We start from the raw sequence: 14541 nt of genomic DNA on the forward strand, positions 1-14541 counted from the left end.
CGATGCGTCGTTTCGTCACCACGCTGGACGAGTTGATCGCCCGGCCGCCCCGGCACCTGGTGTTGTTGTACTCGGGCGGCCTGGACGGCACCTACCTGCTCCATCTGCTCAAGGACGCGCCGGTCGCCACGACCGCGCTGAACGTACGCATCGGGGCCGCGGACGACGGCCGGGCCCGGGAGTTGGCCGCCCGCTTCGGCGCGTCGTACCAGGAGGTCGACGTGACCGAGGAGTTCTTCACCGAGGCGGTGCCCGCCGCGATCCACGCCGACGCCTACTACCAGGGGCAGTTCCCGGTCGGGTCCACCCTGAGCCGACCGTTGATGGCCCGGGCGGCGGTCCGGGTGGCCCGGGCCGTCGGTGGCGACGCCGTCGGGCACACCGCGACGTACATGCAGAACAGCACCGCCCGGCTGGGGCGCTCGGTCGTCGCGTTGGATCCGACGCTGTGCGTCGTCGCGCCGTTCCTGGGCTCCAACGTGACCCGGGAGCAGAAGCAGGCCCGGCTGGCGGAGGCCGGCGTCGTGCTGCCCGACGCGGTGCACAGCGTCGACGTCAACCCGTGGGCTCGGGTCATCGAGAACGGCAGCCTGGAGACCCCGGAGAACCGCCTGGACGAGTCGGTCTTCACCCTCACCCGGCATCCGGTGGACTGCCCCGCCGAACCGGCCGAGCTGAGTCTGACCTTCGCGGCCGGGCTGCCGGTCGCCCTGGACGGCACCACGCTGCCCCTGCGCGACCTGGTCACCGGGCTCAACGAGCTGGCCGGCGAGCACGGCATCGGCCGCTACGCCGGGCTGGAGGACACCCCGTTCGGGGTGAAGAACCACGAGGTCCGCGAGTCACCGGCGGCGGCGGTCATCACGGCCGCCCACCGCGCGCTGGCCAACGCCGTCCTCGATCCGCGCGAGCACACGGTGCGCACGCTGCTCTCGACCGAGTGGACCACCACGGCGGTGCAGGGCGGCTGGTTCAGCCATCTCGGGCGTACGCTTCGGCGGTGCCTGGCCGAGCTGGACGAGCCGTTGACCGGCACCGTCGAGCTGCGGTTGTACCGGGGTGCGGTGACGGTGCTGAGGCTGGTCACGCCGCACGGGCTGCACTACGCCCGGCTCGGCGCCGACTACCACGAGTGGATGGACGACTACGGGTACGCCTCCTGGCACCACCTGATGACCCTCGCCGACACCGTCCGCACCACGGTCGACGGCGACCCACCAAGTCGGAGGCAACCTCGATGAACAACGCGGCAACGCAGCCCCACCCCGCCGGATCCGGGTTCCGCGCCCGGCTGGTCGACCTGTCGCACGTGGTACGGCACGGCATGACGACGTACCCGGGTCTGCCCGGCCCGCACATCGAGGACCACCTGTCGCGGGAGGAGTCACGCACCCGGTACGCGCCGGGCACCGAGTTCCAGATCGGCCGGGTGACGCTCGTGGCCAACACCGGCACCTACCTGGACGCGCCGTTCCATCGCTTCGCCGACGGCGGCGACCTGTCCCAGGTGCCGCTGTCGCGGCTGGTGGACGTGCCGGGTGTGCTCGTCGACGTCAGCGGCTCGTCGACGCCGGCCATCGGCGTGGACGCCTTCGCCGGTCTGACCGTCGGCGGTCGGGCGGTACTGGTCCGCACCGGCTGGGACCGGCACTGGGGCACGGCGCACTACGGCGCGGCCGACCATCCGTTCCTGACCGCCGAGGCGGTCTCCTGGCTGGTGTCGCAGGGTCCGGCGGTGGTCGGCATCGACTCGGTCAACATCGACGACATGGCCGACCTGCACCGGCCCGCGCACACCGGGCTGCTCGCCGCGGGCATCCCGATCGTCGAGCACCTGTGCGGGCTCGACCAGCTGCCGGCGGAGGGTTTCCGCTTCCACGCCGCGCCGGTCGCCGTCGCGGGCATGGGCACCTTCCCGATCCGGGCGTACGCGCTGATCGACCCCGTCTGACCCGCGCCGTCACCTGCCGATGGGCCGCCATCCTCGACCGATGGCGGCCCATCTTCCGTCGGCGGGAAGAGGCTGGTCAGGTCACTGCGCAATCCAGGAGATGAGCCGCCACGGTCGCCAATAGCACGATGGGGCGGTAGCCGATGGAGGTCGGCGGAGACGGCACACGCCGTCCGAGCGGTCGACGTGACGGACGATCCGGACGCACGGCGGCCGACGCACGCCTCGTCTCATGGCAACGGCTCGGAGGGGGGCCGGAGGGGCGGGCTGGCCGCGGCGACGCGGTTACCACCCTAGCCCAGGCACCCGCGCGGCGCCGCCTCGTAGATCGGGCCTAGCCGATCGACGAGGGTACGACGCCCACCTCCGACCACGGCACGACCCAGCGACACAGTGGAGGTAGTGACATGCACAGCACACTCGATGTCGACCGCGGCACCCTGACCGTCGCGGTTCTGGTGGACAACGAAGTGTTCGGCCGGGGCATCGAGGCGGTGCTCGGTAGCGTGCCGGAGGTCTCGGCCGTGCACCGCTGCGGCTCCCGGGAGGAGTACGAGATGCTGTCGCAGTTCGGCGGCGTCGACTTCCTCATCGTGGCGCCGCCGGAGGCGCACTGGCTGGAGAACGAGGGCCGGGCGGTACGCGGCAGCACCCACGTCATCCTGCTGGTCGACGAGACGGCCACCACCAACGTCACCCAGCTGGCCTCGATGCCGGTGGACGGTTTCGTGTCCCAGCAGCGCCTCACCGCCGACCTGCTCAGCGACACCCTGCACCGGATTCGGCGCGGCGAGCTGCCGATGCCGCCCACTCTGACCCGGGCCCTGCTCGCCCGCGCCGACGAACCGGGGCCCGGCACCCGTACCCGCACGGTGAACCTGACCGCTCGGGAGACCGAGGCGCTCACCCTGCTGGTGAAGGGTTTGAGCAACAAGCAGATCGCGCGGCGACTCGCCATCTCCAGCCACGGCGCGAAGCGCCTGGTGGCGAGCATCATGCTCAAGTTGGACTCGCCCAACCGCACCACCGCCGCGATCAACGCCATCCGCGCCGGCCTGGTGGAGTGTGACTAGCCGAAGCTCGGCGTAGTGCTCGATCGCCTCACCCTCTACTATCGACCGCAGTCTGACGTGACGAGTCGAGTGACAAGGGGCGGCGACAGTGCGTTATGCCGATGGACCGAGCTTGACCTGCGACATCTACGTCGAAACGAGCCCAGCACAGGTCTGGGAGCTGATCTCCGACATCCACCTGCCACCCCGGCTCAGCCCGGAGTTGCAGCGGGTGGAGTGGATCGACGGGGCGGACCACCCGGAGGTGGGCGCGCGTTTCCTCGGCCACAACAAGCACCCGCGCCTCGGCGAGTGGTGCACCGCCTCGCAGATCACCACGTACGAGCGTCCGCGCACGTTGGGGTGGGTCGTCACGGACGCGGACGGCAGGTTCGCCGGCCCCGAGGGCGGGGCGACGGTGACGTCTCCGGCGGCCACCTGGCTCTTCGAGCTCACGCCCGAGTCGACCGGCACCCGGTTGCGGCACTCGGTACGGATCGGTCCCGGCCGCTCGGGCCTGAGCTTCCTCATCGACCAGCACCCCGAGCACGAGGAGCAGTTTGTCGAGGCCCGCCTCGGCGAGCTGCGCGCCAACATCGAGTCGGCCCTGCGTGGCATCAAGCGCCTCGCGGAGGGGCCGGCCGATCAGGCCCGGTAACCCTCGCTGACGATGCGCCGCGCGGACTCCTCGTACGCCGCCGGCTCGGTGGGCGCGAAGGTGCCCAGCCCGTCGACGTACCGGTTGTACATGCAGAAGGCCGCGGCGATCAGCACCGTGTCGTGGATCTCCAGGTCGGTGGCGCCCTCGCCGCGGGCCGCCGCGACCAGGTCCGCCGTCACCTTCCGGCCGTCCTGCTGGACGGCCGCGGCGATGCGCAGCAGGGCGCGCAGCTTCGCGGAGATCGGCGCCGTGTCGGGGTCGGCGCGGACCTGCCCGACGAGGGTCATCCCGGTGTCGAGCTGCGCCGCGGCGAACGCCGAGTGCGACGAACAGCAGAACGTGCACTCGTTGAGGCCCGACACATAGGCCGCGATCAGCTCACGCTCGCCGGCGGTCAACGGGTGCGGCCCGCGCAGCAACACCTCCGCCAACGCGTTGAGCGGTCCGGCGGTCTCCGGGCGGTACCTCATCAGCCCGGAGATGCCGGGGAACTGCTGCTCGTCCAGCCCAAGGTCGATGTGCGCCATGCTGCCACGCTCCTGGTCCTGTGTCACGGACGCCGAACCTCCCCAGGCGTCGACGGTGGACACGCTCGGTGACGCAGATTCTGGCATAACCTGCGGCCCGAATCTTCTTCGTCCGTGCCCTTTCCCGGCCCCTGTCCCGGCCGATCTCCGGGCCGCGGCCGCACCTCACGCGGCGGCCGGGCCACCGTTGACAGCCCACCTGTCCATAGGGGATGGTCGCTGTCTGCGAGCGCATCGAGGAGGCTCCCGTGCGACAGGCCGACGACCACGACGGGATCGACTGGCATCAGTACGTGATCATCGGCGCGGGTCCGGCCGGCATCCAGCTCAGCTACTACCTGCAACAGATCGACGCGGACTACGTGACCCTGGAACGGGCCGCGGAGCCGGCGGAGTTCTTCCGGCGGTTCCCCCGGCACCGCCGCCTGATCTCGCTCAACAAGGTGCACTCGGTCAGCGACGATCCCGAGATCCGCCTCCGCTGGGACTGGAACTCCCTGCTGCACGAGCCCGCCGACCTCCCGTTCGCCAACTACAGCAGCGAGTACTTCCCGCACGCCGACGACATGGTGCGCTACCTCGGCGACTTCCAGCGGCACCACAAGCTCGCGGTCCGTTTCGGAGTCGAGGTCCGCCGCATCGAGCGGCGCGACGACCACTTCCTGGTACACACCGAGGACCAGATCCTGGGCTGCCGGGCCGTGATCGTCGCCACCGGCTGGGGCCGGCCGAACGTGCCGGCGATCCGGGGCATCGAGCACGCCGTCGGCTACGAGGACATGCAGACCGATCCGGCCGCGTACGCCGGCAAGCGGGTCCTGATCCTCGGCAAGGGCAACTCGGCGTTCGAGACCGCCTCGGCCATCCTCGGCCAGGCGTCGATGGTGCACCTGGCGAGTCCTCGGCCGCTCCGGCTCGCCTGGAACACCAAACACCCCGGCGACGTCCGCGGCCACCACGGCGCGGTGCTCGACAGCTACCAGTTCAAGACCCTGCACTCCGTGCTGGACTGCGTCGTCGACGAGATCCGGCCCCGCGAGGGCGGTGGTTACCAGGTGCACCTCACCTACACCCACGCCGACGGTGAGACCGCCGTGCTGGACTACGAGGCGGTGCTCCGTTGCACCGGATTCGCGATGGACACTTCGATCTTCGACCCGGCCTGCCAGCCGGAGCTGGTGGCCAGCGGCCGGATGCCGACGACCGGGCCGGACTGGCAGTCCACAAACGTCGACGGGCTCTACTTCGCGGGCACCCTCGCCCAGGCCCGGGACTTCAAACGCGCCTCGTCGGCTTTCATCGACGGTTTCCGCTACAACCTGCGTACGCTGACCGCCCTGCTGCGCGAGCGGTACGACGAGGTGCCGCTGGCCCACACCGTCGCGGCCCGCGACGCCGATGCCCTCACCACGCTGACGCTCGACCGGATCAACTGGAGTTCTGCGCTCTGGACCCAGTTCGAGTACCTTTGCGACGTGCTGGTGGTGGACGAGACGACCGGCGAGGTCCGGCATCACGTCGACCTGCCCGAGGACCTCGCCCGGTCACGGTTCCACGACGAGCCGCACTACTACACGTTCGGGCTGCGCTGGGGTCGGGACGACTACGGTGACGTCTTCGCCATCGAACGGCATCCCGAGCCGCACCGGGCCGCCGAGAGCGCGTTCATCCATCCGGTGATCCGGCGCTACCACGGCGAGACGCTGGTCGACGAACTCCACCTGCTGGAGGATCTGCTGGCCGAGTGGCGCCGGCCGGATCGGCACGTCGAGCCGTTGCGCGCGTTCTTCGCCCGAGAGCTGGAACTGCGGCGTTGACCGTCGCCGTCCGCACCGGTCACCGCCGGATCAGCACCTCCGACATCGGCTTACGGGTCAGGTCGGGAACAGTCGCGTCGATGGCCGGATAGCCGACCGGCATCACCACGTACGGCCGCTCCTCCGCGGGGCGTTCGCACACCTCGTTGAGGAAACGCATCGGGCTGGGGGTGTGGGTCAGCGTGGCGAGGCCGGCGTGGTGCAGGGCGCTGATCAGCAGCCCGACCGCGATGCCCACCGACTCCTTGACGTAGTAGGGCTTCGGGCTGTTCGGGCCCTGGTGCACCTCGAAGACCACGATCACGACCGGGGCCACCTCCAGGAAGGGCTTGCGCCAGTCGGTCGCCATCGGGGCGATCGCCGCCAGCCACTCGGGGCTGGCCCGCCGGGCGTAGAACTCTCGTTCCTCGGCCTCGGCCGCCTCGCGCAGGCGCCGTCGGCGGTCCGGGTCGGTCACCACGACGAACCGCCACGGTTGCAGGTTAGCGCCGCTCGGTGCCGTGGCCGCGGCGCGGACCGCCTCCTCGATCACGGCGAGCGGTACGGGTTCGGGCGAGAAGTGGCGGATGGACCGGCGGGTCGCCATCAGGTCGGCGAAGTCCCGGGCCGTCTCGATCATGTCCGCCGTCGTCCTCGTGCCGATCCTGGTGCGGTCTGCGCTGATGCTCATGTACGCCTCCCGACGTCTCGCACCGCTACAGCATCGCGCACCGGGTTCGGGGCGCGGTTATGTAAAAGTGCTCTCGTTGGGCGTCGGCGCCACCGCACCGAGGGCGGTCGCCTCGATCAGGTAGTCGACCGCGTCGGTCAGCCGACCCCGCCGGGCCACCGCCGCGCGTTGCCGGGCTGCGCCACTGCCCGCGTCGAGCAGTCGGTCCAGTTCGGCGAGGACCAGCTTGTCGTCGCCGTGGTCGCGGAGCACCGGCAGGAGCGACCGGACGAGGTCGGCGACCACGTCCCGGGTCGGTGCCGGGCGACCGGTCCGCAGGTCGAGCACGTCGCCCTCCAGTCCGTCGCGGGCCGCCCGCCAGTACGCCACCCGGAGCAGTTCGGCCGGGATGTCGGCGGCCTCCTCCCCCCGGTCGACCGCCTCGGCGGCCCGGACCACCATGGCGCGGACCAGAGCGGCGTACAGCGCCGACTCCGGTGCGGTGACCGGTACGTCGGCCACCCGGATCTCCAGCGTCGGATGCTGCACCGAGGGGCGGATGTCCCAGAAGATGGTGCCGGTGTCGACGGTCGCGCCCGCCGTGAGCAGGGTTTCCACGATCTGCTCGTAGTGTGCGAGCGAGGTGAACGTCGGCGGTGGCCCGGCCACCGGCCAGCGGGGCCAGATCATCGTCCGCCAGCTCGCGTACCCGGAGTCGCGCCCGTCCCAGTACGGCGAGTTGGCGGTGAGCGCCAGCAGGAGGGGCAGGTGGCCGCGGAGGTGGTTGCTGATCAGCAGGGCGCGTTCCCGGTCGGGCAGCTCGACGTGCACGTGTAGGGCACAGATGGCCAGTTCGTCGTGCAGGCCGCGGAACGTCGCCGTGCCGCGGTCCTGCCGGGGCCCCTCGGTGACCGGCGGCGGGACCGGGCCGGGCAGCACGGGGGTGCCGGTCGCGACCAGACGCAGCCCGGCGTTCTCGGCGCAGCCGGCGACGACCCGGCGCGCCTCGGTCAGTTGGGCGAGCAGTTCCGTGACCGACGTGGTCGGCTCGGTCCTCGTCTCCACGTGCAGCTTGGTGATCTCGCCGGAGACACCGGCGCCGAGGCGGGCCCGGGCCGCTCGGACGACCGTGTCGGCCTGGGGTGTCACCGACCGGGTGACCGGGTCGACGACCAGGAACTCCTCCTCCACCCCGAAGGGTGGTGCCGTCGCCGTGCTCACTCGCTCACCCGCACGTCGGATCGCCCTCTCCTCGGCCAGCTCCGCCGCAGCGGTGCGGCCCGGTGGTCAGGCTACCCGGAAACCGGGGTGTGGTGGTGGTGGCGAGGCCGCCCGCTCGTCACTGTGGAGTCCGCACGAGCGGCGGTTTCGTACCGGTCGGGGTGTCCGACCCGGGTGCGGTCAGGATGCGGGCCATCAGGGCCGCCAGCAAGGCGGTTCGCTCCGGCATCCGGGAGACGTCCACGTACTCGCCCCTCGCGTGCGGGTAGCCGCCCACCCCGCCGAGGCCGTCGAGAGTCGGCACACCGAGCGCGCCGGTGAAGTTGGCGTCCGACGCGCCGGGCGCGGACACGCCGTGTACCGGCGGCAGCCCGAGTTCGGCGGCGACCGTGCGGGCGGTCTCCAGTAGCGGCAGTGCCACCTCGGCCGGCATCGGATACCGGTTGATCCCGCCGCCGATGCTGAGCCGGGCACCGCCCAGCCGGGGGGTCAGTGCCCGGATCGAGCGGTCCACCCGGTGGAGTTCGTCGCGGGTCCAGGCGCGGACGTCGACACAGAACACCGCGGCTTCGGGCACCACGTTGGTCATCGTGCCGGCGGAGAGGGTCGTGGGTGTCACGCTGGTCTCGCCCGATGCCAGCGCACCGATGGCGAGGACGTGGTGGGCCAGTTCCACACCGGCGTTGACCCCGCGGTGTGGCTCGACCCCGGCGTGCGCGGCGCGACCGGCCACCTCGACCCGGTAGACCGAGCCGCCCTTGCGCGCCACCTTCAACTCGCCCGTTTCGGTGCTGGGTTCGCCGACCAGCACCGCGCCGGAGCGCCGGGCCTGTTGCTCGATCAGCGGTCGGGACGCCGGGGAGCCACTCTCCTCGTCGCAGGTCAGCAGCAGACCGATCTGGGAGGTGTCGGGCAGGAGTTCGAGGGCGGTGAGCATCTGCACGATGCCGGCCTTCATGTCGCACACGCCGGGTCCGGTGGCGATGCTGCCGGTCAGGGTGAACGGCCAGTCTCGGATCGTGCCGGCGCGCCAGACCGTGTCGTAGTGCCCCAGCAGCAGCACTCGTTGCTCGGGTGCCGGCCAGAGCAGGTGGGGCAGTCCGTCGAGGACGACGCGCTGGGCCGGACGGCCCAGCGCGGCGCTGCCCCAGGCTTCCAGCAGGTCGGCGCAGGAGGTCAGTTCGGCGGCGGCCGCCGGCGGTGATTCGCGGGTCACCAACTCGGCCAGCCGCGTGATCATCAGTCCAGCTCTGGTTCGCGCACCGTGGCCGATTGCATCGACATCGATCATCACTCAATGGTGCACCGGGGTCGCTTCGGAAGGCAGACCCGCGCCGTCACCGGTTGCCTCGCTGGCGGGTATCCCCTGGTCAGAGCTTCGGATACGGCACGCTCGGATACGACCGGGTTCGCGCGCGCCGTCCGCGGCACGCGCAGGCGGACGCCACGGTGAAGAGCCACCGGCCCCACCGTGGCGTCCGCCGTCGGGTACGCGCCCGATCACTCTTGGAGCACGGAGAGGATGTTGCCGGCCGGGTCGCGGAACCACGCGATCGGCGGGCCCTCACCGCGGTAGATGCCCTTGGCGTCGACGTTGTCGTACGCCTCGAACCGCACGCCCCGGGCGACCAGATCGTCCACGGCCTGCTCGATGTCGTCGACCGGGAAGTTGAGCATGGTGTATGTGGCCGGCTGGTGTTCGGCCTTGGGATACACCAGCACCTCACGGCCACCGGCCAACCGCAGGTGCAGCATGCCGTACTCCTCGTCGACGTCGAGCCCCAACGTCTCGCCGTAGAACCTCTTCGCGGCCGGGATATCGTCCACCGAGAACCCGTTGAACGCCTTGGAACGCGCCAGCGACGTCCCTGCGGCGGGCCGGTCAGCCCGCTTCGCGGCGAGGTACGCCTCGTTGAGTTCGATCACCTGGACGTAGTTGCCGTCCGGGTCGAGCAGCGTGCCGAACAGCCCGTCCTTGCGTTCCTCCAACGGGACGAGCCACGTCACCCCCATGTCGTCGAGGCGGGCGGCGACCGCCCGCGCGTCGTCGACCTCGAAGTTGAGGATCACGCGGCCCGGTTCGGCGTTCTTGCCGGCGAGGTCGTCGCGGCCGTCCACCAGCACCTCGAACCCGCCGAAGTCGAGGAACCCGGACGGCGTCTGCACCGGGTCGAAGGCAGCGACGTACCAGGCGCGCAGCCGTTCCGCGTCGGCTGTGCCTAGCAGGATGCTGCCGAGCTGGATTCGTCCCATTCCGCTCCTCCTCGTACCGTTCTACACGAACTTCCATCCATCTATAACATGGGGGCCGGACACCCTCGCCGCGCCACGCGTGCGGCTCGGCCGCCGTACCGGCTCAACCCGGTGGCGAGTCCCCGATCCGCCGCGCGAACGCCTCGGTGAGGCGCACCGACCGGCCGATCCGGTGCGCCTCCGCCAACAGGGCCCGACCCCAACGGCCCCACAGCCCGACGAGCCGGGAGGTGAGCAGCACGGTGTCGGCCGCACCGTCCTCCAGCGGGGTACGCAGGCCGATCGCGTGATGCCCCACGTGCGAGGTACCGAAGGTCGCCTCGGCGAGCAGGTCCGCGTCGAAGTCCAGCAGGATCGCCGATGGCAGCGCCGTCGGCACCCGGCCGCCCGCCCCGACGACGACCGTCCGGCCCGCCGGGTCGAGGCGGGGTAGCTCCCGCGCCAGTTCCGCGGCCACGTCGATGCCGCGCGCCCGCCGCGCCCACGACAGCAGGAACTGGTAGCTGGCCTCCAGGTCCAGCGGGCTGGCGCGCTGCATCAGCCGCCAGACGATCTCGACCGGTGGCTGCGGGTGCTTCGCCAACAGCCGGCGCAGGTTGCGCATGCTCTCGGCCAGGATCGCGTCCCGGTCCCGGGCGTGCGGGGCGTGCACCACCCACGCCCGCCGGGAGAGGCGAAACCCGACCCCGTCGTTGAACAGGCGGTAGGCCAGTTCCAGATCCTCCAGACCCCAGCCGTGGAAGTCCTCGTCGAAGCCGCCCAGCCGCTGGAAGTCGTCGGCCCGCACGGAGCAGTTCAACGTCCAGAACAGCACCCAGGGGGCAGCCAGCCGGCCCAGGTCGAAGTCGCAGTCGACGAACTGCGGTTGTCGGGCGTCGGCGAAGCCCGCCTCGTCGCCGAACCGGGCGACGACCTGCTCGGGCAACGCCTCGGCGGCTGCCGCCGCGAGACCGGGTACCGTCCCGGCGAGGTCGTATCCGTGGGCGTAACCCACCACCGCGGTGCGGCCGCCGGCCTCGTGCTCAGCGAGATGGCAGTCCAGATAGTCCGGTCCGACGAGCGCGCCGGTGTCCAGGAACACCAGGACCGGAGCCGCCGCCAGGCGCGCGCCGGCATTGCGCGCCATCCCCGCCCGGAACCCCTCGTCCGGCTGGAAGTGGTATTGGACGCGCATCGACTTCGCCGCCTCGGCCACCACCGCGCGGGTGTCGTCCGACGAACCGTCGTCGGCGACGATGACCTCGAACGACGCCGCCGGCATCCGCTGCCGTGCCAGGTTCCCCAGCGTCTGCCGCAACAGCTGACTGCGGTTGTAGGTCGGGATGATGACCGACAGCTGCGGGCCGTTCCTGGATGAGATCGACATGAACGCCCCTCGGGTCGACTGTCCGGTTACCAGTCTGGCGACCGCAGCCCCGTCGGCGCGCCTCACAGATTGCCCTCGTGCTACGGCCGGCCGGGGCGGCCGACGGCCGGTCGCGGCGGCCCCCGCCGTGCCGGGCTCGGCTCAGTACCGCCGCAGGGCGTGGACCTCCCGGGCCAGTTCCTCGGTCAGCCGCACGGAGCGGCCGATCCGGTGCGCCTCCGCCAGGAAGTCCGCGCCCCACCGAGACCAGAGCCCCGCGAGCCGGGAGGTCAGGAGTACGTTCTCCACCGCGTCGTCGGCCACCGGCGAACGCAGGCCGATCGCGTGGTATGCCAGGTGCGAGGTGTCGGCGGTCGCCGTGGCCAGCAGGTCGGCGTCGAAGTCCAGCAGCACCGCGCCGGACAACCCCGCCGGTACGCGGCCACCCGCGCCGACGACGGCCGTGCGGCCCGCGGCGTCGAGGTGGGGCAGTTCCCGTGCCACCTCGTCGGCCACGTCGACGGTACTTACCTTGTCCGCCCAGGAGAGCAGGAACTGGTAGTTGTCCTCCAGGTCCAGCGGTTCGGTCCGCTGCATCACCTTCCAGATGACCTCGATCGGCGGCTCGGGATGCCGGGCGATGAAGTGCGCGATGTTGGCCTTGCCGTCGGACATGTTCGCGTCCCGGTCGCGTCCCTGGGGCGCGTGCACCGCCCACGCCGACCGGGTCAGGCGGAAGTTGACACCGTCCTTGAACAGCCGGTAGGCCAGTTCCAGGTCCTCGATGCCCCAGCGGCGGAACTCCTCGTCGAACCCGCCGACCCGCCAGAAGTCGGCGGCGCGCACGGAGCAGTTCAGCGACCAGAACAGCACCCACGGCGCGAGCAGCCGGCCCAGGTCGAAGTCGCCCGCGGCGAAGTTGCGGTGCCGCGGGTCGAAGAAGGCCGGTTCGTCGCGGAATCGGGCCACGACGTCCTCGGGCAGCGCCCCCTCCATGGCCTCGGCCAGGCCGGGCATCTCACCGTCGATGTCGTAGCCGTAGGCGTAGCCGACCACTGCCAGCCGCTCGCCACCGGCGTACTCGGCGAGCAGGCGTTCCAGGTACTCCGGGGCCACGAAGGTGCCGGTGTCCAGGAAGGCCAGGATCGGCGAGGTGGCCAGTCGGGCGCCGGCGTTGCGCGCCGCACCGGCCCGGAAGCCCTCGTCCGGCTGGTAGCTGTACTTGATGCGCAGCGATCCCGCTGCTTCGTCCACCACCGCGCGGGTGTCATCGGTGGATCCGTCATCGGTGACGATGACCTCGAACCTCTCGACCGGCAGTCGTTGCCGCGCCAGGTGCTCCAGCGTCAGTCGTAACGCCGCACTGCGGTTGTACGTCGGGATGATGACCGACACCTCGGCATCGGTCCGCATTGGACGGGACATGGGGGAACCCTTCCGGTTTGGGTCACCGGCGGCCAGTCTGTCACCCGCGTCCGAACGGCACATCTTCCAGATTGCGGTGCTGCCCGGCGTACGCCCGGACGAGACGCAGGTGAGCGCACGCTCGAAGATGCCCCCTGTCGATCTCCCTGACACGCTGGGGCGACCTGTCCGATTCCGGTTGCCGGTGACCGCGCGGCGGCACGACGAGGACGCGTGGTGGAACCAGTCGAGCTGCGCCGCCGGACACGCCAGACGGAGGGGCGACACATGCCTGGCCCGATCGAACTCGTCGTACCGAACAACGGTGAGTTCAATGTCCGTAACCAGACGGTAGACCTCGGCCCGCGCGGTACCGGCGACTACCTCGACTTCGGCACCTACCTCGCCGACCAGGCCGTCTTCTGGAGCAGGGCGGACCGGGTGCTCCTGCTGCCGGCCGGCTACGACCCGCTCTGGTTCGCCGACGTGCACGGGGCACTCGGCCTGGCACCGCCGACGGTGGTGTCACCGCAGCCGCGCAGCAACCGGCTGTTGAGCGACCTGTTGCACGACGCGGCCGCGCTGTCCGCGCTGCGGCGGGCCCTCGGCGGACGCCCGGTGCGGCTGCTGTCCTGGGGCGCGACCCCGGAGTTGTTCCTGCTGGCGGAGAGCATCCGCAGTTGGGGACAGCGGGTGGAGGTCGACGGCGTCACCCGCGACAACGACTGGACCAGCCGCTACCTCGACTCGAAGCTGGGCTGCCTGGACCTGGCCCGGGACCTGGGGATCGCGACGCCCCGGTCGATCACGGTGATTGACCGCGACGAGTTGCGCGGGGCCCTGGCGGTGACCCTGCGACGGCACCCACGGGCCATCGTCAAGAGCCCGTACGGGGTGGGTGGGCAGGGATCTGCCGTGGTGGACGCCGACGACGAGAGCACGGCCGACTTCTGGGACCGGATGCACGACGACCCCTACCTGCGCGCGTACCCCCTGATCGTGCAGGAGTTCGTCGCCCACGCCCCCGGTCTGGGCTGCCCCGCGCTGGACTTCCGGGTCGACGACGACGGCGTCTGCGACCTCGCGCTCAGCGCGGTCACGACCGCGCAGGGGCATCTCTTCCAGAGCGTCAACGTCGGGGTGGGCTCGCTGCCCACCGAGGTGGCCGACCGGATCGTCCCCCTCGGTCGTCGCATCGGTGCGGCGGCCGGGGCGCTGGGCTTCCGGGGCTGGCTCTGCGTGGATCTCATCGCCGGTGCGGACGGGGAGATCTACCTAGCCGAGATCAACGCTCGACGCAGCGGTGCCATGCACTCAATCGGCCTGCTCAGTTCCGTGCGGTGGGGGCGGGACGTCACCCTGTCGTCGCACGACCTGAGCCGGGTACGGGGGCCGGGCCCGGTCTCCTACCGCGACCGGGTACGACCGGCGTTCCAGCGGGCCTGGGCGGCCGGGCGGCGGGTGTACCCGACAGCGGTTCGAGGGCTCTCCTCCGCCGAGCCGATGCTGGCGCTGGTGGCGGCCGGCTCCACCGCCGCCGAGGCCGAGGCCATCGTCCGGGACGTCCTGGCGGAGATCGACGAGCCGGCGCCAAGCACCGCTGGACCTGCCGGTCGGACGCCTGGCACCGGCGGGTGAGCGCCACGATGACCACCGCAAGT

The 14541-nt window shown here is 71.2% G+C and carries 13 protein-coding genes; 6 read left to right on the plus strand and 7 right to left on the minus strand.

Going from position 1 to position 14541, the window contains the following annotated elements:
• Positions 1-2: 2 nt before the first annotated feature.
• From D2L64_RS05675 to D2L64_RS05690, 4 genes are all read left to right on the plus strand, one after another.
• Entirely contained in the window at positions 3-1241 is a 1239-nt protein-coding gene (locus tag D2L64_RS05675; RefSeq protein ID WP_119573622.1) for an argininosuccinate synthase domain-containing protein, read from the plus strand.
• Positions 1238-1951, plus strand: a complete 714-nt coding sequence (locus D2L64_RS05680; RefSeq protein WP_119573623.1) for a cyclase family protein — start codon at positions 1238-1240, stop codon at positions 1949-1951. The genes D2L64_RS05675 and D2L64_RS05680 overlap by 4 nt, the downstream gene beginning before the upstream one ends.
• Positions 1952-2358: 407 nt before the next feature.
• Positions 2359-3024, plus strand: a complete 666-nt coding sequence (locus tag D2L64_RS05685) for a helix-turn-helix transcriptional regulator (RefSeq protein WP_119573624.1) — start codon at positions 2359-2361, stop codon at positions 3022-3024.
• Between the two features lie 112 nt (positions 3025-3136).
• Entirely contained in the window at positions 3137-3661 is a 525-nt protein-coding gene (locus D2L64_RS05690) for an SRPBCC family protein (protein WP_199714425.1), read from the plus strand.
• On the opposite strand, the gene D2L64_RS05695 is transcribed toward D2L64_RS05690, so the two are convergent.
• Positions 3649-4191 (minus strand): carboxymuconolactone decarboxylase family protein, encoded by a 543-nt coding sequence (locus D2L64_RS05695; RefSeq protein WP_119573699.1) that lies wholly within the window; start codon positions 4189-4191, stop codon positions 3649-3651. The two genes, D2L64_RS05690 and D2L64_RS05695, sit on opposite strands and share 13 nt — an antisense overlap.
• 248 nt (positions 4192-4439) lie before the next feature.
• Between D2L64_RS05695 and D2L64_RS05700 the strand changes: the two genes are divergently transcribed.
• Positions 4440-6008: an NAD(P)-binding domain-containing protein gene (locus tag D2L64_RS05700; protein ID WP_233558787.1), complete on the plus strand. Its 1569-nt coding sequence runs from the start codon at positions 4440-4442 to the stop codon at positions 6006-6008.
• Positions 6009-6027: 19 nt separating this feature from the next.
• On the opposite strand, the gene D2L64_RS05705 is transcribed toward D2L64_RS05700, so the two are convergent.
• The 6 genes from D2L64_RS05705 to D2L64_RS05730 all read right to left on the minus strand — a co-directional run bounded on the left by D2L64_RS05705 (position 6028) and on the right by D2L64_RS05730 (position 12901).
• Entirely contained in the window at positions 6028-6678 is a 651-nt protein-coding gene (locus D2L64_RS05705; protein WP_119573627.1) for a nitroreductase family protein, read from the minus strand.
• Between the two features lie 57 nt (positions 6679-6735).
• Positions 6736-7878, minus strand: a complete 1143-nt coding sequence (locus tag D2L64_RS05710; protein WP_119573628.1) for a carboxylate-amine ligase — start codon at positions 7876-7878, stop codon at positions 6736-6738.
• 118 nt (positions 7879-7996) lie between these two features.
• Positions 7997-9118, minus strand: a complete 1122-nt coding sequence (locus D2L64_RS05715; protein ID WP_233558788.1) for a M20/M25/M40 family metallo-hydrolase — start codon at positions 9116-9118, stop codon at positions 7997-7999.
• Positions 9119-9378: 260 nt separating this feature from the next.
• Entirely contained in the window at positions 9379-10131 is a 753-nt protein-coding gene (locus D2L64_RS05720; RefSeq protein WP_119573630.1) for a VOC family protein, read from the minus strand.
• Positions 10132-10234: 103 nt separating this feature from the next.
• Positions 10235-11497 carry a glycosyltransferase gene (locus tag D2L64_RS05725; protein WP_119573631.1) on the minus strand — a complete coding sequence of 421 codons (1263 nt, stop codon included), beginning with the start codon at positions 11495-11497 and terminating at the stop codon, positions 10235-10237.
• 141 nt (positions 11498-11638) lie between these two features.
• Positions 11639-12901 (minus strand): glycosyltransferase, encoded by a 1263-nt coding sequence (locus D2L64_RS05730; protein ID WP_158603458.1) that lies wholly within the window; start codon positions 12899-12901, stop codon positions 11639-11641.
• A 267-nt stretch (positions 12902-13168) separates the two neighbouring features.
• Here D2L64_RS05730 and D2L64_RS05735 point away from each other — a divergent pair, with 267 nt between their 5' ends.
• A complete protein-coding gene (locus tag D2L64_RS05735) occupies positions 13169-14518 on the plus strand; it encodes an ATP-grasp domain-containing protein (protein ID WP_119573633.1) in 1350 nt (449 codons plus the stop codon).
• Positions 14519-14541: the final 23 nt, after the last annotated feature.

Source organism: Micromonospora radicis (assembly GCF_003583405.1).
GTDB classification, from domain to species: Bacteria; Actinomycetota; Actinomycetes; order Mycobacteriales; family Micromonosporaceae; genus Micromonospora; species Micromonospora radicis.

Coding starts and splice junctions, on each gene's coding strand:
- D2L64_RS05675 (WP_119573622.1), top strand. CDS start 3: ATGCGTCGTTTCGTCACCACGCTGGACGAGTTGATCGCCCGGCCGCCC.
- D2L64_RS05680 (WP_119573623.1), top strand. CDS start 1,238: ATGAACAACGCGGCAACGCAGCCCCACCCCGCCGGATCCGGGTTCCGC.
- D2L64_RS05685 (WP_119573624.1), top strand. CDS start 2,359: ATGCACAGCACACTCGATGTCGACCGCGGCACCCTGACCGTCGCGGTT.
- D2L64_RS05695 (WP_119573699.1), bottom strand. CDS start 4,191: ATGGCGCACATCGACCTTGGGCTGGACGAGCAGCAGTTCCCCGGCATC.
- D2L64_RS05705 (WP_119573627.1), bottom strand. CDS start 6,678: ATGAGCATCAGCGCAGACCGCACCAGGATCGGCACGAGGACGACGGCG.
- D2L64_RS05715 (WP_233558788.1), bottom strand. CDS start 9,118: ATGATCACGCGGCTGGCCGAGTTGGTGACCCGCGAATCACCGCCGGCG.
- D2L64_RS05720 (WP_119573630.1), bottom strand. CDS start 10,131: ATGGGACGAATCCAGCTCGGCAGCATCCTGCTAGGCACAGCCGACGCG.
- D2L64_RS05725 (WP_119573631.1), bottom strand. CDS start 11,497: ATGTCGATCTCATCCAGGAACGGCCCGCAGCTGTCGGTCATCATCCCG.
- D2L64_RS05730 (WP_158603458.1), bottom strand. CDS start 12,901: ATGTCCCGTCCAATGCGGACCGATGCCGAGGTGTCGGTCATCATCCCG.
- D2L64_RS05735 (WP_119573633.1), top strand. CDS start 13,169: ATGCCTGGCCCGATCGAACTCGTCGTACCGAACAACGGTGAGTTCAAT.